Below are 21882 nucleotides of genomic sequence, written 5' to 3'. Positions count from 1 at the left end.
CCGGGGTGCCGCGGCACCCCACCATCGCGGCACCAAGGGGACGTCAGAACCCCGCCGCCTGCAACGGGAGGGATCGGGATGCGCAGAAGGACTCTCATCGCTGGTGTTGGCGGTGCGGCCGCGCTTGCTCTCGGCGCACCGGGGCTGCGCGCGCAGCCGCGCGAGGTGCGGCTCGCCGAGCAGTTCGGCATCGGCTACCTGCCGCTCAGCATCATGAAGGTGCGCAAGCTGCTGGAGGAGGAGGCGAAGACGCGCGGCGTCGACGTCACCACCTCCTGGGTCCGCTTCGCCTCCGGCACCGCCATGAACGAGGCGCTGATCAGCAACAACCTCGACTTCGCCTCGGGCGGCGTCGGCCCGCTGCTGACGATCTGGGCGCGCACGCGCGGCAATCTCGACGTGAAGGGCGTCGCCGCGCTCAACGCGATGCCGCTCTATCTGAACACGATCAACCCGAACGTGCGGACGATCGCAGACTTCACCGAGCGCGACCGCATCGCCCTGCCGGCGGTGAAAGTCTCGATCCAGGCGGTGGTCCTGCAGATGGCGGCCGAGAAGCAGTTCGGTGCCGGCAACCACACCAGGCTCGACCACCTTACCGTCTCGATGTCGCACCCGGACGGGATGGCGGCGATGCTGTCCGGGCAGAGCGAGATCACGGCGCATTTCTCCTCGGCACCGTTCCAGTACCAGCAGCTCGCGGATCCGCGCGTGCGGCGCGTGCTGAACAGCTACGACGTGTTCGGCGGGCCACACACGTTCAACAGCGTCTGGGCCATGGGCCGTTACCGTACCCAGAATCCGCAGATCATGGCGGCTTTCATCGCCGCCCTCGATCGTGCCATGGGCATGATCAAGAACGATCCGGAGGCGATGGCGGATCTTTGGATCGAGGATCAACGCTCGCGCCTGCCGAAGGAGGAGACGGTCAGGCTGATCCGGGACCCGGAGAATGTCTGGACCACGACGCCCATGAAGATCATGGCCTTCGCGGAGTTCATGCATCGCACCGGCGGTATTCGCGCCAAGCCGGACAAGTGGCAGGACGTCTACGTCGAGGACATCGCGGGCCTCGCGGGCTCCTGAGCGGATGGAGGGCAGCGCGATCGCCGAGGCGCGGAGCATGGCGGGCGGGCAGGACTTCCCCGTCCCGCTGCTCTCCGCGCGCGGCGTGACGTTGCAGTACCGCACCCCGCAGCACATCGTCACCGCCACCTGGCGCGTCGATTTCGACGTGCTGCCGTCCGACCGTTTCGTGCTGCTTGGCCCCTCCGGCTGCGGCAAATCCTCGATCCTGAAATCGGTCGGCGGATTCCTTCCGCCGGTCGAGGGCACGCTTACCATCAACGGCCGCCCGATCACCAGGCCGGGGCCTGACCGGATGATGGTGTTCCAGGAGTTCGAGCAGCTTCTCCCGTGGCGCACCGTGCTTGGCAATGTGCTGTTTCCGATGCGCGCGACCGGCCGCTTCCGGGGCCGGGCAGCGATCGAGCGCGCGCGCGACATCCTCGACCGCGTGGGCCTCGGCAAGTTCACCGATGTCTATCCGCACATGCTGTCGGGCGGCATGAAGATGCGCGTGGCGATCGCGCGCGCCATGGCGATGGAGCCCGACATCCTGCTGATGGACGAGCCCTTCGCGGCCCTCGACGCGCTGACCCGCCGCAAGATGCAGGAGGAGTTGCTGGCACTCTGGGACCAGCTCCACTTCACCATGCTGTTCGTTACCCACTCGATCGAGGAGGCGATCCTGGTCGGCAGCCGTATCCTCGTGCTGTCGCCGCATCCCGGTCGCGTACGCGCCGAGTTGAACGCCGATGCCTTCCATCATGGCAACATCGACCAGGCGGCGTTCGGGCAGCTCTCCAAGCGCATCCATCGCCTCTTGTTCGAGGATGCGGAGGTGGCACGGTGAGCGTGATCGATCTCTCCGCCCGCCCCGAGTTCGAGCGCCCGCCGTTGGACGTCACCGCCGAAGGCGCGGTGGAGCGGCCGCTGCCGCTGTGGGAGCGGGCGTGGAACAACACCGCGTTGCGCCGGGCAGTGCTGCTCATCCTGCTCGCGCTGATCTGGGAGGTCTACGCGCGCTACGTGAACAACCCGCTGCTGTTCCCGACACTCTCCGAGACGCTCGAGGCGATGATGCGTGACCTCCAGAGCGGCGTCCTGGTTCAGCGCACGGTGACCTCGCTGCATGTGTTGCTGCTCGGCTATGCCTCGGGGCTGGCGATCGCGGCAGTGTTCACCACGCTCGCCGTCTCGACCCGCATCGGCACCGATCTGCTCGCGACGCTGACCGCGATGTTCAATCCGCTGCCGGCGATCGCGCTTCTGCCGTTGGCGCTGATCTGGTTCGGGCTCGGCGTGCCGTCTCTGGTGTTCGTGATCATCCATTCGGTGCTGTGGGCGGTTGCGCTGAACACGCACACGGGCTTCCGTGCGGTGCCCGAGACGCTGCGCATGACCGGACGCAATGTCGGGCTCACCGGCATCCGCTACGTCGCGCTGCTGCTGATCCCGGCGGCGTTCCCGGCGATCCTCGCTGGGCTGAAGATCGGCTGGGCCTTCGCCTGGCGCACCCTGATCGCCGCCGAACTCGTGTTCGGCGCCTCGGCACGGCAGGGCGGGCTCGGCTGGCACATCTTCGAGGCGCGCGCCCAGCTTGAAACCGCGACCGTGTTTGCGGGACTGCTGGTCGTGATCGTGATCGGATTGTTGGTCGAGAGCGTGATCTTCCGCGCGATCGAGGCGCGCACCGTGAACCGCTGGGGCATGCAGCGGTGAGTGCGACACTCTCGGTCTCAGTCCAGCGCGGGACCGACGGCAGGCGGATCGACCGCTTCGAGGTGCCGCGCCAGCCGGCGCAGACCGTGCTGGATGTCGTCACCTGGATCCAGCGCGAAGCCGACCCCACGCTCGCCTATCGCTTCGCCTGCCGTGTGGGCATGTGCGGCTCCTGCGCGATGACCGTCAACGGCAAGCCGCGCTGGACCTGCCGCACGCGCGTCGAGACGGTGGCGCCCGATGGCTGCCTGACGCTTGAACCCCTGCGCAACATGCCCGTGGTGAAGGACCTGGTCGTCGACATGGCGCCGTTCTTCGCCAAGTGGACGGCGGCGCATGGCGTGTTCACTCCGCGCGAGAATCTCGGCGCGGACTTCGCCGTTGTGCCGCCGTCGAGTCCCGAGCGCCGCGCCGCGGACGCCGCGATCGAGTGCATCGGCTGCGGCGTCTGCTATTCCGCCTGCGATGTCGTCGCCTGGCGATCCGACTATCTCGGCCCGGCAGCGCTGAACCGTGCCTGGACGCTGGTGAACGATGTGCGTGACGGGCATGCGCGCGAGCGGCTCGTGGCGGTCGCGGGGGATGCCGGTTGCCATGCCTGCCACAGCCACGGCTCCTGCACCCAGCACTGCCCGAAATCGCTGTCGCCCACCGCGTCGATCGCCGGGCTGAAGCGGGCGGTGCTGCGTGCCACGCTGCGGGGCGAGCTCTGAGATGACGGCGGCGCGGCTGTTCCTCCTCCAGCGCGCCTCGGCGGCCGTGCTGGCACTCGCGGTACTGGTACACCTCGCGACCATCATCATCGCGGTACGCGGCGGACTGACGGCCGGCGAGATCCTCGGACGCACCAGCGGCAACGTCGCGTGGCTCGCGTTCTACGCACTGTTCGTGATCGCCGCCGCGATCCACGCCCCGATCGGGTTGCGGAACATCCTGCGCGAGTGGACCGGCTGGCGCGGCCGCTCCTGCGACCTCGCGATGATGCTGCTGTCCGCTGCGCTGTTGGCACTCGGGCTGCGCGCGGCTTGGGCGGTGTACGCTGCGTGATGCAGGCTCACCGCAACCATCCCGGCTGGTGGGCAGCACTCGTCCATCGTCTGTCCGGGCTTGCGCTCGCGGTGTTCCTGCCGCTCCACTTCCTCGCCCTTGGCACCGCGCTGACGGGCGCGGACGCGCTCGACCGCTTCCTCGACCTCACTGCCAGCCCGCTGGTGAAGGTCGCCGAGACGGGGATCGTGCTGGCCCTCGCCTTGCACCTGGCACTCGGGCTGCGCGTGCTGCATGTCGAGTTCCTGCCCCGGCCCGAGCGCCGAACGCGCGCGTTCGTCGCCGGCTGCTTCGGCATCAGTGTGGCCGCCACGCTGCTGTTCCTGCTGAACCTCACCGCCTGATGGTCACGGTCAGCGCCGCGACGCTCGCGATCGTCTCGCTCGGCGCCTTCATCGGCGCGATCTCCGCCGGTGCAGCCGGCTTCGCCTTCGCCATGACGGCGTCGGCGATCTGGCTGCACGCGATCGATCCCGTACGCTCGGCCCTGCTGGTGGTGGCGCTCGGCACGCTGTTGCACACCGGACTCGTCTGGCGCATGCGCCACGGCATCGACCGCACCCGTCTCACCCCGTTCCTCATCGGCGGGTTGCTCGGCATTCCGCTCGGCGTGGCACTGCTGACCAGCATCGACGTCGCTGCGCTGCGGCGCGGCCTCGGCGTCCTGCTGGTCGCCTACGGTACCTATGCGCTGCTTGTGCGTGACCTGCCGCGTATCACCGCCGGCGGACGACGCGCGGATGCCGCGGTCGGGCTGCTCGGCGGTGTGATGAGCGGGCTCGGCGGCTACTCCGGCGTGCCGACGACGATCTGGACGCAGCTCCGCGGCTGGCCGAAGGATGTCGCACGCGGCGTGTTCCAGCCTTTCATCCTCGCCACCCATGTCGCCACGCTGGTGGTGCTGGGGGGGCTGACCGTCGATGCGACCAGCCTGGTGCTGCTGGCCTCCGCCCTGCCCGCCCTGGCGCTCGGGGGCTGGCTCGGCTACCGGCTCTACGGCAAGCTGAACGATGCGCAGTTCCGCCGGCTGCTGTCGGTGCTGATCGCCGCCTCAGGCGCGGCGCTGCTGCTCTGAGGGAGAACGCCATGCAGCTCGACCTCACCGAGATCGAGGAGATCGCCAAGCTCCTCTATATCCGCGCGCTGAAGCTGCTGCCCGACGACATCAAGGACGGCTTCGTGCGGCTGCAACGCAGCGAGACCGATCCGACCGGACGCAGCGTGCTCGCCACGATGGTGGAGAACATCGCGGTCGCCGAGCGCGAAGACAACCTGCTCTGCCAGGACACCGGCATCCCGATCTACAACATCACGATCGGCCGCGATGTCACCTTCGACGGCGCTGGACTGAAGGCGGCGATCCGCCGCGGCTGCGAGCGGGCGACGCGCGAACATCCGCTGCGCTCCTCGGTCGTGCACCCGGTCACACGGAAGAACGAGCACACCTCCTGCGGCATCCGCGTGCCGGTGCTGCATATCGACTTCGACGACCGGCCCGAGACCGTGGAGATCGAGATGATCCCCAAGGGCTCCGGCAGCGAGAACGGCTCTTTCCTGAAGATGCTCGTGCCGGCCGACGGCATCGCCGCGGTGAAGCGCTTCGTGGTCGATCGGGTGATCGAGGCCGGCGGCAAGGTCTGCCCGCCCACCATTGTCGGCGTCGGCATCGGCGGCACCTCCGATCTCTGCATGCATCTGGCGAAGATCGCCGCGACCCGTGCGCTCGGCTCGGTATGCGCCGATCCCGAAGGGGCGAAGCTGGAGAAGGAGCTCTCGGAGGCCGTGAACATGCTCGGCATCGGGCCTCAGGGCCTGGGCGGCGACGCGACCGCCTTTGCTGTGCACGTCGAGACCGCGGCGACGCACATCACGATGAACCCCGTGGCCGTCAACATCCAGTGCCACTCGGCGCGACGTGCACGCGCCACGATCACGCCGGGTGGCGTCGAATTCGGGTTCTGAGCCATGACGCATCACCTGGTTCACATGCCCTGCGACGAAGCCACCGTGCGCGCACTGCGCGTCGGCGACACCGTCACGCTCGAGGACTGGCTGTTCGGTATCCGCGACGCCACACAGATCGCGATGTTTGACCAGGGCCGCAATGTGCGGCTCGATCTCAGGGGCCACGCGGTTGTGCATACGGCGCCCAACGTGAAGCGCGTGCCGCCCTCGCCCGCAGCACCGGTCGGCTACGCGCCGCTCTGCATCGGCACGACGACGAGCATGCGTATGGAGCGCTTCACCGAACCGCTGCTACGCGATCACGGCGTGCGGCTGATCATCGGCAAGGGCGGGCTCGGCCCAGCCTCGGCGGCGGCGTTCAAGCGGTACGGCTGCGCTTATCTGGCGGTGGTGGGCGGTGCTGCGGCGCTGGAGACCACCTGGATCACCGAGATCACCGATGTCGATCTCGACGATCTGAATCCCGAGAGCCTGTGGAAGTTCCGCGTCAAGGGCTTCGGTCCGCTGCTCGTCGCGATGGACAGCCACGGCGGCAGCCTCTACGCCTCGGTGGGCGAGCGCGTGGCCGACCGCCGTGCGGCAGCCCTCGCCGCACTCGGCGCTTCGGAGTAGCACCGTGGCAGGTTCGCGCGGCATCGAGACGCTCCGCACCGACATCCTGATCCTCGGCGCCGGCGGGGCCGGGCTGTTCGCCGCGCTGCACGCCAAGCGCGCGAACCCGGAGCTCGATGTCACCATCGCGGTGAAGGGCCTGCTCGGCAAATGCGGCTGCACGCGGATGGTGCAGGGCGGCTACAACGTCGCCCTTGCGCCCGAGGACTCGGTTGAGCGGCACTTCATGGACACGATCGAAGGTGGCAAGTGGATCAACCGCCAGGACCTCGCGTGGATCCTCTGCGCGACTGCGCCTCAGCGTATCCGCGAACTGGAGAACGAGATCGGCTGCTTCTTCGACCGCAACCCGGACGGCACGATCCATCAGAAGGCGTTCGCCGGACAGACCTTCGACCGCACCGTGCACAAGGGCGACCTGACCGGCATCGAGATCATCAACCGCCTCTCCGAGCAGGTGCTCGCGCGCGATGTGCGGCGGATGGAGGATCACCGCGCGATCACGCTGGTCCCCTCGGCGGATGGAGCCCGCCTTTCCGGTGTGCTGCTGCTCGACATGCGCGAGGGCACGTTCCGTTTCGTCCAGGCAAGAGCCGTGCTGCTCGCCACCGGCGGCGGTCCGACCATGTACCGCTACCACACCCCTTCGGGCGACAAGTCGTGCGACGGGCTCGCGATGGCGCTGCGCGCGGGGCTGCCCTTGCGCGACATGGAGATGGTGCAGTTCCACCCCACCGGGCTGCTCGCCGGCGAAGGCACACGGATGAGCGGCACCGTGATCGAGGAAGGGCTGCGCGGCGCCGGCGGCCATCTGCTGGACGGCGCGGGGCAGCGCTTCATGCTGGAGTACGACCCGAAGGCGGAACGGGCGACGCGTGACCTTGTCAGCCGCGCGATCATGGACGTGATCCGTAGGGGACGTGCGACACCCGAGGGCGGCGTATGGATCACGATGGGTCATCTCGGTCCGGAGAATGTCCGCAAGCAGTTCAAGGGCATGGTGGAGCGCTGCGCCGATTGCGGCTTCGACCTCGCCGCGGGCCGCGTGCCGGTGATCCCGACGGCGCACTACATGATGGGCGGCGTCGCGTTCGAGGCCGACTGCACGACGGAGCTGCCGGGCCTCTTCGCGGCGGGAGAGGATACCGGGGGCGTGCATGGTGCGAACCGCTTGGGCGGCAACGGGGTCGCGAACTCCACCGTGTTCGGCGGCATCGCCGGGGACGCGATGGCCGCCTGGGTGCCGCAGCACGGGGTGTTCGCGCCGCCCGATCTTGCCGTGGTTCAAGCTGCGATCGATGCGGCGCTCTCGCCGCTCGCTCGCCCTCCTGGCGATCTCTCCGGCCTGCGGCAACGCCTGCTCGACGTGATGTGGCAGGATGTCGGCATCCTTCGCGACGCGACCGGGCTTACGCGAGGCATCGAGGCGCTCAATGCCTTGGCGGAGGAGGTAGATGCGTGCGGGGTGCCGGATGGCGACCGCCGCTACAACCTCACCTGGCAGGACCGGCTGAACCTGGAGAACCTCGTGCTCGTCAGCCGCGCGATCGCCGCCGCCGCAATCGCGCGTACCGACAGCCGTGGTGCGCATTGGCGTGAAGATTTCCCCGAGACCGGTGACCTCGCCACCAGCCGCTACACGGTCGTCCGTCTCGCCGAGCGTGGCCTGACCGTCACGACCCGTCCGGTCAGCTTCGACATCGTCGCTCCGGGGCGCACCCTGCTGCACGACCAGGCGGCCTGAGCATGCATCGCATCGTGATCTCCGAGTTCATGGACGAGGACGCGGTCGCGCTGCTGCGCGCGCGTTTCGATGTCACCTATGATCCGAGGCTGGTCGATCAGCCGGAACGGCTCGCAGCGGCGATCGCCACGGTTCCCGCGCTGATCGTACGCAACCGCACCCAGGTGCGCGAAGCACTGCTCGATGCGGCGCCGCGTCTGCGCGTGATCGGACGACTCGGCGTCGGGCTCGACAACATCGACATCACCGCCTGCGCCGAACGCGGCGTGCGCGTGATCCCCGCCACGGGCGCGAATGCCGATGCCGTCGCGGAATACGTGATCGCGGCCGTGCTCATCCTGCTGCGCGGCGCCTATGGTGCGACCGCACGGATCGCCGCCGGCGAGTGGCCGCGCACGGCGCTGACCGGCCGCGAGGCTCAGGCGAGGCTACTCGGCCTGGTCGGCTTCGGCGACATTGCACGCCGCATCGTGCCGCGCGCGAAGGCACTCGGCATGCGGATCGCTGCCTGTGATCCGCTCGTCAACGACCACGAGATCCGTCGCAACGGCGCCGAACCGATGCCGCTCGACCGACTGGTCGCCGAGGCGGACGCAGTGTCGCTGCACGTGCCGCTGACCGACACGACACGCAAGCTGATCGACGCGCAGCGGATCGCCGCGATGCGTCGCGATGCGGTGCTGATCAACACGGCTCGCGGCGGCATCGTGGACGAGGACGCACTTGTCGCGGCACTGAAGGGCGGGCGGCTTGGTGGTGCGGCGCTCGATGTGTTCGAGAGCGAACCGCCCGAGGAACCGAGGCGCTTCGCCGATGTGCCGAACCTGCTCCTCACGCCGCACATCGCCGGCGTGACGCAGGAGAGCAATCGTCGCGTCTCGCTGATGATCGCCGAAAGGGTGGCGACGGAATTGGATCGACTGGAATGAGCAGCGAGGTCCTCTCCTTCGATGCTGCCGAGGCCCTCGCCGGGGCCGCGCTGCGCGCCGTTGGTGCGAGGAGCGAGGCAGCGGCGGAGACCGCCCGCGCGCTGGCCCGCGCCGATCTCGACGGGATCGCGAGCCACGGCCTCTCGCGCGTGCCGGCCTATGCCGCGCAGATCCGCGCCGGCAAGGTCAAGGGCGATGCGGTGCCGTCGGTGACGCGTCCGGCAGACGCAACGGTCGCGGTAGATGCGGGCGACGGGCTCGCCTATCCGGCGATCGCTGCAGCCATACGCTGGGCGGCTTCGCTCGTCGGGCGCAACGGCATCGTCGCCGCGGGGGTGCGCAACAGCCACCACGCCGGCGCACTCGGGCTGTTCGTCGAGGACCTCGCGCGCGACGCCGGCGTCTTCGCGCTCGCCTTCACCAACAGTCCCGCCGGCATCGCTCCGGCCGGCAGCGGCACGCCGCTGTTCGGCACCAACCCCGTCGCCTTCGCCTGTCCGATGACGGGGCGCGACCCGCTGGTGATCGATCTTTCGCTCTCGGTGGTCGCGCGCGGCCGCATCATGGTCGCCGCACAGAAGGGCGAGCCGATTCCCGAAGGCTGGGCCACGGATGCGCAGGGCAACCCCACCACCGACGCGAAGTCCGCGCTCGCCGGCGCGATGCTCCCGATCGGCGGGGCGAAGGGCGCAGCCCTCGTGCTGATGGTGGAGCTCCTCACTGCGGCGCTCACGGCGAGCCACGCGGGCTTCGAGGCCTCGAGCTTCTTCGATGACAAGGGCGGGCCTCCGCGGATCGGCCAGCTTGTCCTCGCGATCCGTCCCGGGGCGGTGGGAGCGGATGCGCAGGCAGTCGCCGACCGGGTCGCTGCGATCACCGCGCGGATGCTGGCCGAGCCGGGCGTGCGGCTCCCGGGCGACCGGCGGCTTGCGATCCGTGCGCGACAGCGCAGGGACGGGATACCCTACCCGGCCGCACTGCTTGCGGAACTCCGCGCGATTGCGGGCTGACGTGGTTCAGAGCGTGCTGTCGACGTCCAGGGCGTAACCCGCCGCACGCACGGTCCGCACGACATCCACCTCGTCGGGCGCGTTGAGGCTCTTGCGCAGCCGGCGGATATGCACGTCCACGGTACGAGGCTCGACATGGATGTCGGGACCCCAGACGGCATCCAGCAGCTCCTCGCGCGAGAATACTCGCCCCGGATGCTGCATGAAGAACTCCAGAAGACGGAACTCGGTCGGCCCGAGATGCACGTTCCGGCCGTTGCGGACGACACGGTGCGCGGCGAGATCCATCGTGATGTCGTGATACTTCAGCGTGCCCTTCGCCGGCGGGGTTCCGGAGCGCCGCAGCAGGGCGCGGATACGCGCGAGCAGCAGATCGATCGAGAACGGCTTGGTGATGTAATCGTCCGCCCCCGTGTTCAGACCACGCACGCTGTCGGCTTCCTCGGCGCGGGCGGTCACCATGATGACTGGGAGGTCGCGAGTGCCCGGTCGGCGGCGGATCTGACGGCACACCTCGATGCCGGACATGGCGGGCAGCATCCAGTCGAGGAGCACGAGATCCGGCTTGGCCTCTGCGATCTTGGTGATCGCCTCCTGTCCATCGGCTGCCTCGTCGACACGGAAGCCCTGTTTTTCAAGATTGTAGCGCAGCATGGTGACCAGCGGCGCCTCGTCCTCGACGATGAGAATCAGGGGCTTCAGCATGCTGGACATCCCTTCGGGCATCTTCCTGGTCCTCGCCGATTCAGCCGCCCGCCGGCGGCTCGACGATCGCGAAAGGCGAGTCATCGCTCTTGGGCCGCTCACCCTCCGCTTCCTCGCCAAGCACGATGAAGCGGATCGTCTCGGCGACATTCGTCGCATGGTCGCCGATGCGTTCGATGTTCTTTGCGACGAACAGAAGATGCGCGCAGGGGGTGATGTTGCGCGGATCCTCCATCATGTACGTCAAAAGATTGCGGAATACCGCGTTGTAGGCCTCATCAACCTGCTCGTCGCGCTGCCAGACATCCTTCGCCTTCGCCGCGTCGTACGAGGCGAAGGCGTCGAGCGTGTCCTTTAGCATCTCCTGGACCAGCCGGCTCATGCGCTGGATCGGCCCGACGCTGACCACCGGCGGCAGCTGGCTGAGCACGATCGCCCGTTTCGCGATGTTCGACGCGTAGTCGCCGATCCGTTCCAGATCGAGACCCATGCGGATCGCACCGACGATCAGCCGGAGATCGTTAGCCATCGGCTGACGCAGCGCCAGCAGTCGTACCGCCTGATCCTCGACCGAGCGGTAGAGCGCATCCACCTCGACGTCGCGCTGCACGATCGCCGCGGCGGCCGCGGCGTCGCGCCGTCCCAACGCGCTGACTGCCTCGGCGAGTGCGGTCTCGACGTTGCCGCCGATGCGCATGAGCGTATCCCGCAGCCGGCTCAGCTGCTCGTCGTAAGCCTTGACGGTATGGTCCGGCATAGCCCCTCTCTGCCCGATCAGCCGAAGCGACCCGTGATGTAGTCCTGCGTCCGCTTATCCTGAGGCCGAGTGAAGATCTCCTCGGTGGGACCGACCTCGACCAGTTCGCCGAGATGGAAGAACGCAGTTCGCTGCGAAACACGGGCGGCCTGCTGCATCGAGTGCGTCACGATGATGATGGTATAGTCCTGACGCAGCTCATCCATCAGCTCCTCGATCTTCGCGGTCGCGATCGGGTCGAGCGCGGAGCATGGCTCGTCCATCAAGATGACATCCGGCGAGACCGCGATTGCGCGCGCGATGCAGAGCCGCTGCTGCTGGCCGCCCGAGAGCGCGGTTCCGGGCTCGGAGAGACGATCCTTCACCTCATCCCAGAGCGCCGCGCGGCGAAGGCTCTGCTCGACAACGTTGTCGAGTTCTTTCCTCGACGTCGTCAGCCCGTGAATGCGCGGGCCATAGGCGATGTTGTCGTAGATCGATTTCGGAAACGGATTGGGCTTCTGGAACACCATGCCGACGCGCGCGCGGAGCTGAACAACGTCAAGCCGCGGATCATAGATGTCCCCGCCATCGAGCGTGATTCGTCCCGTGACCCGGCAAGTCTCGATGATGTCGTTCATGCGGTTGAAGCACCGCAGGAACGTACTCTTGCCGCAGCCCGAAGGGCCGATGAATGCCGTAACCTGCCGACGATAGATGTCGATCGTTACATCCTTGAGGGCGTGTTTCTCGCCGTAGAAGACGTTCACCGTGCGCGCCGCGATCGCGGGCGGCTCGTTCTGAAGCATGGGCGGCGATACCACTGTCGGCACCGAGGGTTGTGACGGAGCAATGTTGCTGTCCATGGTCACCACCTGCGTTCGAACTTCTTGCGGAGGAAGATGGCAATCGCGTTCATCGTGAGCAGAAACGCAAGCAACACGATGATGGCTGCCGAGGTCTTCTCGACGAAGCCGCGTTCGGGATTGTCCGCCCACATAAAGATCTGCACCGGCAGTGCGGTCGCCGAAGAGGTGAGCCCCTGCGGGATGTCAACGATGAACGCGACCATGCCGATCATGAGGAGCGGCGCGGTCTCGCCCAATGCTTGCGCCATGGCGATGATCGAGCCAGTCAGCATTCCGGGCAGGCCGAGCGGAAGCACGTGGTGCAGGACGACCTGCATCTTCGACGCGCCGAGGCCGTAGGCGGCCTCTCGGATCGAGGGCGGTACGGCCCGCAGAGCCGCTCGCGAAGCGATGATGATGGTCGGCAGGCTCATCAGCGCCAGCACGATACCTCCAACAAGGGGCGCAGAGCGTGGCATGCCGAAGAAGTTCAAGAAGACCGCGAGGCCAAGCAATCCGAAGATGATCGAGGGTACAGCAGCAAGGTTGTTGATGTTTACCTCGATGATATCGGTGAAGCGATTCTTCGGTGCAAACTCCTCCAGGTAGATGGCTGCGGCGACTCCAAACGGGAATGCCAGGACCAAGCAGACGAAGAGGGTGAAGAACGATCCGAGCACGCCTCCGAGCACTCCGACCAGTTCGGGGTCGCGCGAGTCTCCCGCCTTGAAGAACAACCTGTTCCATTGCAGTGCGAGGTCGCCCGACGCCGCGAGCTCCTCGATCCACGCCACCTGTTGCGCGTTGAGCCGCCCCCCCGCGCCCCCGTCCGCGGCCTTCTCGAAAAACCCCTTGCGGAACATGTCCACATCGGAGGAGGCGAGCACCCAAACCGGCTGCGTGGTACCGATCATGGACGGATCGGCGATCACCCTGTCACGCAACTCGAATTCCGCGCCGGAGGACAGGAGAGCGAGCAGGTTCCGCACCGCAACACGCCCTTGCGCGTCGGGGAAGCGCTGGCGCAGCGCGTCGCGGATGACCCGTCCGAAGTCACCCTGAGCGAGCGACTCCGGCGATTGGTTGCCCTGCGGATCGACTACGGCGGGATCGAAGGTGATCGCCAGGCGCAAGTTCGTCTGCACGAATGCCGTGACGCCGTTCGAGAGCAAGGTGATCAGGAGCCAAAGAAGGGCGCCGATCGCGACACCGATTGCAAGCACGCCGTAAGCCTTGAAGCGGCGCTGTGCCGCGTAGCGTGCGCGCAGGCGTGCCTCTGCAGCCGCATCCGTGTGGCGCGATCCGATCCGCTCCTCAGTCGGCATCATGCTCTCGGCGACACGCCGCGGCAGTGCGGAGACGCCCGCCTCATTGGGCGGCGCATGCAGAGGCTGCATCATGGAAGACCTATTCATACTGTTCCCGATACTTCTTCACCACGCGCTGGGCAATGACGTTCAGTGTCAGCGTCACGACGAAGAGCAGGAGGCCGAGCGCGAACGCCGAAAGCGTCTTCGCGCTGTCGAACTCCTGATCACCCACCAGCAGCGCGGCGATGTGGACGGTGACCGTGGTCACCGCATCGAGGGGGTTGATGGTTATGTTTGCTGCGAGCCCTGCGGCCATCACCACGATCATCGTCTCGCCCAGGGCCCGGCTGAACGCGAGGATGACGGACGCGACGATGCCAGGCAGCGCTGCCGGCAGCAGCACGAGCTTGATCGTCTCGGCCTGGGTGGCGCCCAGCCCGTAGCTGCCCTCGCGAAGTGAGTTCGGGACGGCGTTGAGCACGTCATCCGACAGGGAGGAGACGAAGGGGATGATCATGATCCCCATCACGACACCCGCGGCCAGGGCCGATTGCGAGGCGACGTTCAGGCCGATCGCCATGCCGGCATCGCGCACCAGGGGCGCGACCGTCAGCGCGGCGAAGAAGCCGTAAACAACCGTCGGAATCCCGGCGAGAATCTCGAGCACCGGCTTCACCACCGCGCGCAGGCGCCCCGGCATGAACTCGCTCATGTAGACCGCTGCCATCAGGCCTGTCGGCACGGCGACGAGCATGGCGATGACGCTGATCAGCATCGTGCCTGTGATCAGCGGAACGGCCCCGAACGCTCCAGACGCCCCGACCTGTTCCGCGCGGAGCGCCGTCTGCGGGCTCCAAGTGAGGCCGAACAGGAACTCAGTGACAGGAACTTTGGCGAAGAAGCGCAAGGCCTCGAAGATCAGCGACAGCACGATTGCGATGGTTGTCAGCACCGCGACGGTCGAGCTCGCGATCAGCAGGATATTGAGGATCTGCTCGACGGCGTTCCGGGCGCGGAATTCGGCCGAGACCATACGACGCCCCAGGAGCAAGCCGCCGATGGCGAGGGCCAGGACCACAAGCCACATCAGCCACCGGCTAATCTCGCCGAGTCGCAGATAGTGCTCGACCGCGCCGACGATTTCCGGGCGCGCCGTGTTCAGCGGTACACGGCCATAGGCCATGTTCCGAACATCCGTCAGCAGCAGGGCCAGGTCGCCTTCCGGCAGGGCGCTGAGATGATCCGGCAACCCCGCGATCACGAACTGCCGCACGAGCGAGTCGGCGGCCGAGATCCAGATCAGCAAGGCGAGCGAGGCGGGAATGCCGCACACCAGCGCGACATAGCTCCCATAGTAGGAGGGAAGGCTGTGAGGCTGCACCCCACCGGAACGGATGCGCACGGCTTCCTGGCGGCCAAGCCAGAATCCGGCGAAGCAGAGAACACAGAGGACGAGGGCGAGAACTCCAGCGGTCATGGCCATCGGCCTCTGCTTCTGCTGCTGACGGCACTCATGCGTCCGGGACCGACAGGTTTTCGAACCACCGGCGGGGACGCGAAAAGAAGCAGGCCCGCTGCGATACGGGCCTGCTCAGCGACACTCACGGACGGGTCATCAGACGCAGGTTCATCACCTCTTCCCGGAATCGGGCGCGGTTCGCGGCCGGGTGCACGATCAAACCACGCTGCGCGAGGTAGCCCGTCTCAGCATTCATGGCGCGATCGCTCATGTACTCGGCGATGAACTCGCGCATGCCCGGGATCACGTCGATGTGCGCCCGCTTGGCATAGACGAACATCGAGCGCGAGACGGGATACTTGCCGGATGCGATGTTCTCATAGGTGGGCTCGACGCCGTCGACCGTCTTGCCCTCGATCTTGTCGGTGTTCTGGTCGAGATAGCTGAAACCAAAGACTCCCATCAGCGTGCCGGTCCGGTCGGCCGCCAGACGCTGGACGATGAGGTTGTCGTTCTCGCCGCCCTCAACGAACTTCCCGTCCTCGCGGATCGCCTGGCACGCCTGCTGGCGCGCGCGGTTATCCTGGATCGCGCGAATCTCGGGAACGTTACGGCAGCCGACGTCAAGCACGAGCTCGACGAAGCTGTCGCGCGTGCCCGAGGTCGGCGGCGGGCCGATGATCTCGATCGGTGCGTTCGGGAGCGAGGGGTCGATCTCGTTCCACCGCTGGTAGGGGTTGTTGACCAGCTGGCCGTTCACCGGCACCTGCCGCGCGAGCGCCTTCCAGATCTGCTCCCGCGTGAGGTCGAACTTGGGCGAGCCCTTGCGGACGGCGATCACGATGCCGTCGAAGCCAACCGGCATCTCGATGATCTCCGTGACGCCGTTGCGCTGGCAGGTGTCGAACTCGGCTGCTGTCATCCGGCGCGAGGCATTCGTGAAGTCGGGGTGGGCGGGACCAATGCCGGCGCAGAACAGGCGCATGCCTCCGCCTGTGCCCGTCGATTCGACAACCGGCGTGCGGAAGCGGCCCGCACGGCCGAACTGCTCAGCGACGGCCGTGGTGAACGGGAACACCGTCGAGGAACCGACGATGCGGATCTGGTCGCGGGCCTGTGCCATGACCTCAGTCGGAGCGGCGGCAAGGCCGAGAACAGCCGACGCGACGATCGCGGCGACCACCGTGCGGTGACTCATCATCTCCCTCCTTCGATGACTGGCTTACGCGGACGATCCCGCATAGCGTTTCATCAGCCGGGCGGGACCCTAGGCCCCATCGGAGACTCCACGATTGCAGAACGATGAAGCTTAGATGACAACCGCTGATGACGAAGGTCCGGATGACCCGACATCATGGTCCATCGGATCCTAGCGCAACGCGCCGCATCCTCGTCACAGGAGACTCTCGCAGAAGGCAATGGTCGGAGCGGCGGGATTCGAACCCACGACCCCCAGTCCCCCAGACTGATGCGCTACCAGGCTGCGCTACGCTCCGACCGGCGTCACATCGCGCGCGGAGCCCCGGAAGTCAACCGCGGCGGCGGGCTGCGCGGGCGATCAGATCGCGGATCGCGCCGAGTTCCTGCAGCGCCTCGGCAAGCGCCGCCTTCAGCACGGCGAGCCGCTCGGCCGCGCGCGGATCGGAGGCTGGAGGCACGGTCGCGGGCGCCCCCTCGGCACGCACGCGCACGACCGGCTTCGCCCCGGCCGCCCGTGCAGGGGCGGGGCCAGCCGGCAGGCCAGGCAGGGGCAGTTGCGGCCGGCCGGGCTCCGGTGCCTCGGCCGCACGCTCGGCTTCGGCGATCGCGGCCTCGTCCTCGGCCGGGCCGTCGCGCAGGAGCCGCTGCACGCCCTTGATCGTGTAGCCCTGGATGTAGAGCAGGTCGCTGATCCGGCGCAGCAGCTCGATGTCCTCGGGCCGGTAGTAGCGCCGGCCGCCACCGCGCTTGAGGGGCGCGAGCTGCGGGAACTTGGTCTCCCAGAAGCGCAGCACGTGCTGCGGGATATGAAGCTCGTCGGCGACCTCGCTGATCGTGCGGAACGCCGAGGGCGCCTTGCGGCCACGCGGGCGGTCCGTACCGTCCTTGTCGTCGCCGCTCATGCGTCGTCGCCGGCGGGCACCGGCTGGCCGTTGATGCGGGCCTTCAGCACCTGGCTTGGCCGGAAGACGAGCACCTTGCGCGGCAGAATGGGCACCTCGACCCCGGTCTTGGGATTGCGGCCGATGCGGCGCCCCTTCTGGCGCACGGCGAAGGTGCCGAACGAGCTGATCTTCACCGACTCCCCGGCCTCCAGGGCACCAGCGACCAGTTCCAGCACCGTCTCAAGAAGCTGCGCGGACTCGTTGCGTGACAGGCCGACCTGCTCATAGACCGACTCCGCCAGCTGCGCGCGCGTCACGGTCTGCCCGGCCATCCACGTCCCTTGGTTGTGCTCTCTTCACGTCGACGCGACCGTATCAGTGACCGATGCCCCACGTCAACGAATGGCGCAAAGTCAGGGAGTTAGGTCGATGGTTGCGAATTGTGCCGCAGCCCGCTACAGGCGGACCAGCGCCGCCCCCCAGGTCAGGCCGCCGCCGATCGCCTCCATCAGCACGAGCTGGCCCGGCCGCAGCCGCCCGTCGCCATGCGCCTCAGCCAGCGCCAGCGGGATCGAGGCGGCCGAGGTGTTGGCGTGGCGGTCCACCGTGACGACCACGCGCTCGATCGGCAGGTGAAGCTTCTTCGCCATGGCCTCGATGATGCGGAGGTTCGCCTGGTGCGGCACCAGCCAGTCCACCGCCCCGTGGTCGAGCCCGTTGGCCGCCAGCGCCTCGTCCACCACCGCCGAGAGCTTCGCGACCGCGTGGCGGAACACCTCGCGACCGTGCATCCGCACATGGCCGGCCGTGCCCGTGCTGCCTGGGCCGCCATCGACATAGAGGATGTCGGCATGGGCTCCGTCGGCGTGCAGATGCGTCGAAAGGACGCCCGGTCCGGCCCCGCCGGCGACGCCTTCGGCCGCGCGCAGCACCACCGCCCCTGCCCCGTCGCCGAACAGCACGCAGGTGCCACGGTCGGACCAGTCGAGGATGCGCGAGTTCACCTCCGTGCCGACCACGAGCACGCAGCGCCCGTGGCCGGCGCGGATCATCGCATCCGCCACGGAGAGGGCGTAGATGAAACCGGTGCACACGGCGGCAACGTCGAAGGCGAAGCCGCGATGGATGCCGAGCTTGGCCTGCACCCGCACGGCCGTCGCGGGGTAGGTCTGGTCGGGGGTCGAGGTCGCGAGCACGATCCCGTCCACCTCCTCTGGCGCGATGCCGGCATCGGCCAGCGCCGCGCGCGCGGCCGCGGCGCCGAGATCGGAGGCAAGCTCCCCCTCACGGGCGATCCGGCGCTCGCGGATCCCCGTGCGCTCGACGATCCACTCATCCGAGGTGTCGATGCGCGTCGAGAGCTCGGCATTGGTCACGACGCGCTCGGGCAGGTAGCCGCCATAGCCGGCGATCACGGAACGGATCGCGGTGGTGCGCAACGCCTCGCGCGCGGTCTCGGTCTTCATCTCACCCTGCCATTGCGGACGTGACGGGCACCTGCATTTCGGCCGGGCGCATGCGTGTCAGCTCGTCGCGGATCCGCGCGTTGAAGCGGTGCAGCACCATGTCGATCGCGAGGTCCGTCGCATGGGCGAAGCCCAGCGCGTCGGTGCCCCCGTGGCTCTTCACGACCACGCCGTTCAGCCCCACCAGGACAGCGCCGTTGTAACGCCGCGGATCGAGCCACTCGCGCAGCCGCTCGAGCGCGGGCCGGGCGAGCACGTAGCCGAGCTTGGCCGCGATCGAGGAGGAGAACACCTCGCGCAGGAGGTCGCGCACCAGCTTGAGCGTGCCCTCACCGGTCTTGAGCGCGACATTGCCGGTGAACCCGTCCGTCACCACCACATCGACCGTGCCGGCGGCGATGTCGTGGCCCTCGACGAAACCGTGGAACAGCGGCGCGATCGGGCTCGCCTTCAGCACCTCGGCCGCCTCGCGCACGCGCTCATCGCCCTTCAGCTCCTCCGCACCGACATTCAGCAGGCCGATCGAGGGCTGGTTGAGCCCCAGCACGGTGCGCGCGAACACCTCGCCCATCACCGCGAACTCGACCAGGTTGCGGCTGTCGCACTGCACGTTGGCGCCGAGATCGAGCATCACGAAGTCGCCGCGCGCCGAGGGGCCGATGCCCGCCATGGCCGGCCGGTCGATCCCGGGCAGCGTCTTGAGCACGATCTTGGCAAGCGCCATCAGGGCGCCCGTGTTGCCGGCGGACACCACACCCTCGGCGTCGCCCGCGGCGACCGCGTCGATCGCCAGCCGCATCGAGCTGCCGCGCAGCCGCAAGGCCGCGGTGGGCTTCATCTCGTTCGGCACCGCCTCAGGCGCGTGGCGCAGCGTCGAGGCAGCGCACGCGCGCGGATGCGCGGCGAGCAGCGGAGCCACGCGCGCCTCGTCGCCGAAGAGCAGGAAGCGAACCTGCGGGTGGCGCTCGGCGGCGATCTCCAGCCCCTCGATGACGATCTCGGGGGCCCGGTCGCCGCCCATCGCGTCGATCGCGAGGACACCGGACGCGCTCACCGCGTCGGGCTCCGTGTCATCGGTCGGGGCGCCAGGGGACGCCGCGCCGCCCCGTCAGGGACGGACGACCGCCTTCAGCGTCTTGCCGGCAGGAGCGACCTCGCGCCCGTCATAGTGCCCGCAGGAGGGGCAGACATGGTGCGGGCGCTTCAGCTCGCCGCAGTTCGGGCACTCGGCATGAGCCTCACGGCCGAGGGCCTCGTGCGACCGCCGCATGTTGCGCCGGGAGGGGGACGTCTTGCGCTTCGGGACCGCCATGGCACGGGCCTCGCCTTGTCACAAAATGGAAACGGGATGGACGGGGCTGGTTAGCAGACGCCCGCACCCCCGTAAAGTTACATGTCCCCGGCACCTGCGTCGGCCTGGGGCGCGCAGGAAGCAGGGCAGCCGTCTCAGCTCTTGCGCCGGCGCGCGAGCGCGGCGAACGGCCCGTCGGCGGGCGCCTCGGCCGGGGGCGGCACCTCGAGCACCGCTCCCGGCCGGCGTGGCCAGGGATCGAGGGCCAGAGCGAGGGTCTCGACCACCGACTCGCCGAGGTCGAACCGGCCGCCCTCGTAGGGCACCTCGTCCTCGGTCTCGGGATCGACGGTCTGATCGGCGGCGAGATCGGCTTCGCTGCCGGGGCGGAACACCAGCCTGAGCGGCACGTCGAGCGTCTGCTCGAAGGGATCGAGCGAAACCACACAGACCTGGGTCAGGCGCGCGTGGATGACGCCCTCGGCATCGATCACGCCCCCGCCTGCGGGCACGAGCTGCACGCGGGCCCGGAGAACCGCCAGGGCTTCGATCCCGAGGCGGCGGGCGACAGCGGCGCACTCGGCGGGGCTGGCGGCGATCTCGATGGCCTCGCCGGACGCGCGCAGCCGAGCGGTCTCGACCAGGCGGGAGAACTCGGGCGCGGGCGTCACGTGAGCGACTCGGCGGCAGGCAGGAACGCCGCCTCGCCGCGGCAGAGTGCCGCGAAGGGCTGGACGCCGAGATGCGCGCGCTGCCGGCGCGTGGCGCGGGCGAGGCGCTGCGCCGCGGCGACCGGCCCGGCCGAGCGCCACACATTGCGCGACAGGGCCGCCGCCAGGGCCGCATCATCCGCCTCGGCCAGTGCCGCCGTGTAGGCGGTCGCGCGGCCGTGGAACGCCTCCCACATCCGCTTGACCCGCTTGCCCACGCCGAGATCGGCGACACCCATCTCGCGCAGGTTCTGGTCCATGTCGGAGAACATCGCGTCGAACACGGCCTGCGACAGCGCCGGCGGCTGATCGCCCGGCTCCTCGCGCATGCGGTCGATCAGCAGGAAGGCAAACAGCGCGACCATGTCGAACCGTCCGTCCAGCGTATCCGGCACGCCGAGATCGCGATACCAGGCGGGCTCGCGCGCCGCGGCGACGGCCGCGCCGTAGAGCAGATAGCCCTCGCGCTCGAACGGGCGGCGGCGGAACAGGCGGGAGAGCGGCATTGCGGCTCGATTGACAGGTCCGGGCACAGTGTGTCACCGCATCAGATGGCGTTCCGGTGGGGCGGGTCAATCCGACCCGCGGAACGGGGAGCATGGAGCCCGGTCATGACGGTGGTGCGGATCCGGCACGGGGTGGCGCTGGCGGCGGCCTTGACGATCGGCGCCTGCGCGATGGTCGCGCCGACCAAGGAGACACGGGGCCACCGTGTCGAGACCTATCAGCTCGAGGAGATCGTGCCGGGCGTGCAGACCCGCGCGGATGTCGCGGCCCTGCTGGGCTCGCCCTCGATCACCGCGCCTTTCGGCGACGATTCCTGGTTCTATGTCAGCAGCGTCACCCGCACCCGCGTCGGCCGGACCCAGGCGGTGGACGAGCAGACCGTGGTGGCGATCCGGTTCGATGAGCGCGGCGTCGTGCAGAAGGTGGAAACGCTCGGGCTGGACGATGCGACCGAGATCACGCCGGTGGCCCGTGTGACGCCCACGCCGGGCAATGACCGCAACTTCCTCCAGATGCTGTTCGGCAATATCGGCCGGTTCACGCCGGGCAGGGACAGCGGGCGCATGCCGGGCAGCGGCATCTAGAGCCTGATTCCTTCTGGTGGAATCGGATTGGGTGTTCCGGCGCGTTTGGTTTTCTGATTCAAGCTGCTGGCTGGGCTGGAGGCCAGCAGCC

At 68.3% G+C, this 21882-nt stretch carries 26 protein-coding genes and 1 tRNA gene; 13 read left to right on the top strand and 14 right to left on the bottom strand.

From position 1 onward, the window contains the following. Nucleotides 1-78 precede the first annotated feature (78 nt). From F563_RS0108440 to F563_RS0108385, 12 genes are read left to right on the top strand one after another with little or no spacing between them, the layout of a single operon-like run. A complete protein-coding gene (locus F563_RS0108440; RefSeq protein WP_019014228.1) occupies nucleotides 79-1086 on the top strand; it encodes an ABC transporter substrate-binding protein in 1008 nt (335 codons plus the stop codon). Nucleotides 1087-1090: 4 nt separating this feature from the next. Next, a complete protein-coding gene (locus tag F563_RS0108435) occupies nucleotides 1091-1915 on the top strand; it encodes an ABC transporter ATP-binding protein (protein WP_019014227.1) in 825 nt (274 codons plus the stop codon). Further along, the gene (locus F563_RS0108430; protein WP_019014226.1) at nucleotides 1912-2784 is read left to right on the top strand and encodes an ABC transporter permease; all 873 of its coding nucleotides are present in this window, start codon (nucleotides 1912-1914) and stop codon (nucleotides 2782-2784) included. Before F563_RS0108435 ends, F563_RS0108430 begins: the two co-directional genes overlap by 4 nt. Beyond that, on the top strand, nucleotides 2781-3497 hold the full coding sequence (locus F563_RS0108425) for a succinate dehydrogenase/fumarate reductase iron-sulfur subunit (RefSeq protein ID WP_019014225.1): 717 nt from the start codon (nucleotides 2781-2783) through the stop codon (nucleotides 3495-3497). The genes F563_RS0108430 and F563_RS0108425 overlap by 4 nt, the downstream gene beginning before the upstream one ends. Nucleotide 3498: 1 nt before the next feature. Then, nucleotides 3499-3831 (top strand): hypothetical protein, encoded by a 333-nt coding sequence (locus F563_RS0108420; protein ID WP_019014224.1) that lies wholly within the window; start codon nucleotides 3499-3501, stop codon nucleotides 3829-3831. Further along, on the top strand, nucleotides 3831-4175 hold the full coding sequence (locus tag F563_RS0108415) for a succinate dehydrogenase/fumarate reductase transmembrane subunit (protein WP_019014223.1): 345 nt from the start codon (nucleotides 3831-3833) through the stop codon (nucleotides 4173-4175). Before F563_RS0108420 ends, F563_RS0108415 begins: the two co-directional genes overlap by 1 nt. After that, nucleotides 4175-4906 (top strand): sulfite exporter TauE/SafE family protein, encoded by a 732-nt coding sequence (locus F563_RS0108410; protein WP_019014222.1) that lies wholly within the window; start codon nucleotides 4175-4177, stop codon nucleotides 4904-4906. The genes F563_RS0108415 and F563_RS0108410 overlap by 1 nt, the downstream gene beginning before the upstream one ends. A gap of 11 nt (nucleotides 4907-4917) precedes the next feature. Further along, nucleotides 4918-5793 carry a fumarate hydratase gene (locus F563_RS0108405; protein WP_019014221.1) on the top strand — a complete coding sequence of 292 codons (876 nt, stop codon included), beginning with the start codon at nucleotides 4918-4920 and terminating at the stop codon, nucleotides 5791-5793. A gap of 24 nt (nucleotides 5794-5817) precedes the next feature. Beyond that, complete coding sequence (locus F563_RS0108400) at nucleotides 5818-6408, top strand: fumarate hydratase C-terminal domain-containing protein (protein WP_211211407.1); 591 nt, start codon at nucleotides 5818-5820, stop codon at nucleotides 6406-6408. A 4-nt stretch (nucleotides 6409-6412) separates the two neighbouring features. Continuing rightward, on the top strand, nucleotides 6413-8152 hold the full coding sequence (locus F563_RS25840; RefSeq protein ID WP_019014219.1) for an L-aspartate oxidase: 1740 nt from the start codon (nucleotides 6413-6415) through the stop codon (nucleotides 8150-8152). Nucleotides 8153-8154: 2 nt separating this feature from the next. Beyond that, nucleotides 8155-9081: a hydroxyacid dehydrogenase gene (locus F563_RS0108390; RefSeq protein ID WP_019014218.1), complete on the top strand. Its 927-nt coding sequence runs from the start codon at nucleotides 8155-8157 to the stop codon at nucleotides 9079-9081. Further along, nucleotides 9078-10091, top strand: a complete 1014-nt coding sequence (locus F563_RS0108385) for an Ldh family oxidoreductase (protein ID WP_019014217.1) — start codon at nucleotides 9078-9080, stop codon at nucleotides 10089-10091. The genes F563_RS0108390 and F563_RS0108385 overlap by 4 nt, the downstream gene beginning before the upstream one ends. A gap of 6 nt (nucleotides 10092-10097) precedes the next feature. Here the strand turns inward: F563_RS0108385 and phoB are convergent, their stop codons facing one another. From phoB to F563_RS0108315, 14 genes are all read right to left on the bottom strand, one after another. After that, nucleotides 10098-10805 (bottom strand): phosphate regulon transcriptional regulator PhoB, encoded by a 708-nt coding sequence (phoB, locus tag F563_RS0108380; RefSeq protein WP_026299429.1) that lies wholly within the window; start codon nucleotides 10803-10805, stop codon nucleotides 10098-10100. A gap of 31 nt (nucleotides 10806-10836) precedes the next feature. Continuing rightward, entirely contained in the window at nucleotides 10837-11553 is a 717-nt protein-coding gene (gene phoU, locus F563_RS0108375; protein ID WP_019014215.1) for a phosphate signaling complex protein PhoU, read from the bottom strand. A 17-nt stretch (nucleotides 11554-11570) separates the two neighbouring features. Beyond that, the gene (gene pstB / locus F563_RS0108370; protein WP_019014214.1) at nucleotides 11571-12341 is read right to left on the bottom strand and encodes a phosphate ABC transporter ATP-binding protein PstB; all 771 of its coding nucleotides are present in this window, start codon (nucleotides 12339-12341) and stop codon (nucleotides 11571-11573) included. Nucleotides 12342-12400: 59 nt separating this feature from the next. Then, nucleotides 12401-13780 (bottom strand): phosphate ABC transporter permease PstA, encoded by a 1380-nt coding sequence (gene pstA, locus F563_RS0108365; RefSeq protein ID WP_019014213.1) that lies wholly within the window; start codon nucleotides 13778-13780, stop codon nucleotides 12401-12403. Nucleotides 13781-13787: 7 nt separating this feature from the next. After that, nucleotides 13788-15173 (bottom strand): phosphate ABC transporter permease subunit PstC, encoded by a 1386-nt coding sequence (pstC, locus tag F563_RS0108360; RefSeq protein ID WP_019014212.1) that lies wholly within the window; start codon nucleotides 15171-15173, stop codon nucleotides 13788-13790. Nucleotides 15174-15291: 118 nt separating this feature from the next. Further along, a complete protein-coding gene (locus F563_RS0108355; RefSeq protein ID WP_035574959.1) occupies nucleotides 15292-16347 on the bottom strand; it encodes a PstS family phosphate ABC transporter substrate-binding protein in 1056 nt (351 codons plus the stop codon). 221 nt (nucleotides 16348-16568) lie between these two features. Beyond that, nucleotides 16569-16645: transfer RNA gene (locus F563_RS0108350), tRNA-Pro, on the bottom strand. A 33-nt stretch (nucleotides 16646-16678) separates the two neighbouring features. Then, nucleotides 16679-17251: a MerR family transcriptional regulator gene (locus tag F563_RS0108345; RefSeq protein WP_019014210.1), complete on the bottom strand. Its 573-nt coding sequence runs from the start codon at nucleotides 17249-17251 to the stop codon at nucleotides 16679-16681. After that, entirely contained in the window at nucleotides 17248-17565 is a 318-nt protein-coding gene (locus tag F563_RS0108340; RefSeq protein ID WP_019014209.1) for an integration host factor subunit alpha, read from the bottom strand. The genes F563_RS0108345 and F563_RS0108340 overlap by 4 nt, the downstream gene beginning before the upstream one ends. A 123-nt stretch (nucleotides 17566-17688) precedes the next feature. Next, the gene (locus F563_RS0108335) at nucleotides 17689-18699 is read right to left on the bottom strand and encodes a beta-ketoacyl-ACP synthase III (RefSeq protein ID WP_019014208.1); all 1011 of its coding nucleotides are present in this window, start codon (nucleotides 18697-18699) and stop codon (nucleotides 17689-17691) included. 1 nt (nucleotide 18700) lies between these two features. Further along, the gene (plsX, locus tag F563_RS0108330; RefSeq protein WP_051089359.1) at nucleotides 18701-19720 is read right to left on the bottom strand and encodes a phosphate acyltransferase PlsX; all 1020 of its coding nucleotides are present in this window, start codon (nucleotides 19718-19720) and stop codon (nucleotides 18701-18703) included. An 87-nt stretch (nucleotides 19721-19807) separates the two neighbouring features. Then, nucleotides 19808-20011, bottom strand: coding sequence for a 50S ribosomal protein L32 (gene rpmF / locus F563_RS0108325; RefSeq protein WP_019014206.1), 204 nt, complete (start codon nucleotides 20009-20011; stop codon nucleotides 19808-19810). A gap of 134 nt (nucleotides 20012-20145) precedes the next feature. Continuing rightward, nucleotides 20146-20661, bottom strand: coding sequence for a YceD family protein (locus F563_RS22040; RefSeq protein ID WP_019014205.1), 516 nt, complete (start codon nucleotides 20659-20661; stop codon nucleotides 20146-20148). Continuing rightward, nucleotides 20658-21206 (bottom strand): ubiquinol-cytochrome C chaperone family protein, encoded by a 549-nt coding sequence (locus tag F563_RS0108315; RefSeq protein WP_019014204.1) that lies wholly within the window; start codon nucleotides 21204-21206, stop codon nucleotides 20658-20660. Before F563_RS0108315 ends, F563_RS22040 begins: the two co-directional genes overlap by 4 nt. Nucleotides 21207-21311: 105 nt before the next feature. Here F563_RS0108315 and F563_RS0108310 point away from each other — a divergent pair, with 105 nt between their 5' ends. Next, complete coding sequence (locus F563_RS0108310) at nucleotides 21312-21791, top strand: outer membrane protein assembly factor BamE (RefSeq protein ID WP_019014203.1); 480 nt, start codon at nucleotides 21312-21314, stop codon at nucleotides 21789-21791. The last annotated feature ends 91 nt before the right edge of the window (nucleotides 21792-21882 follow it).

It is taken from the genome of Elioraea tepidiphila DSM 17972, assembly GCF_000378465.1.
GTDB classification, from domain to species: domain Bacteria; phylum Pseudomonadota; class Alphaproteobacteria; order Acetobacterales; family Acetobacteraceae; genus Elioraea; species Elioraea tepidiphila.
This window is presented reverse-complemented; position numbering and strand designations above follow the sequence as displayed.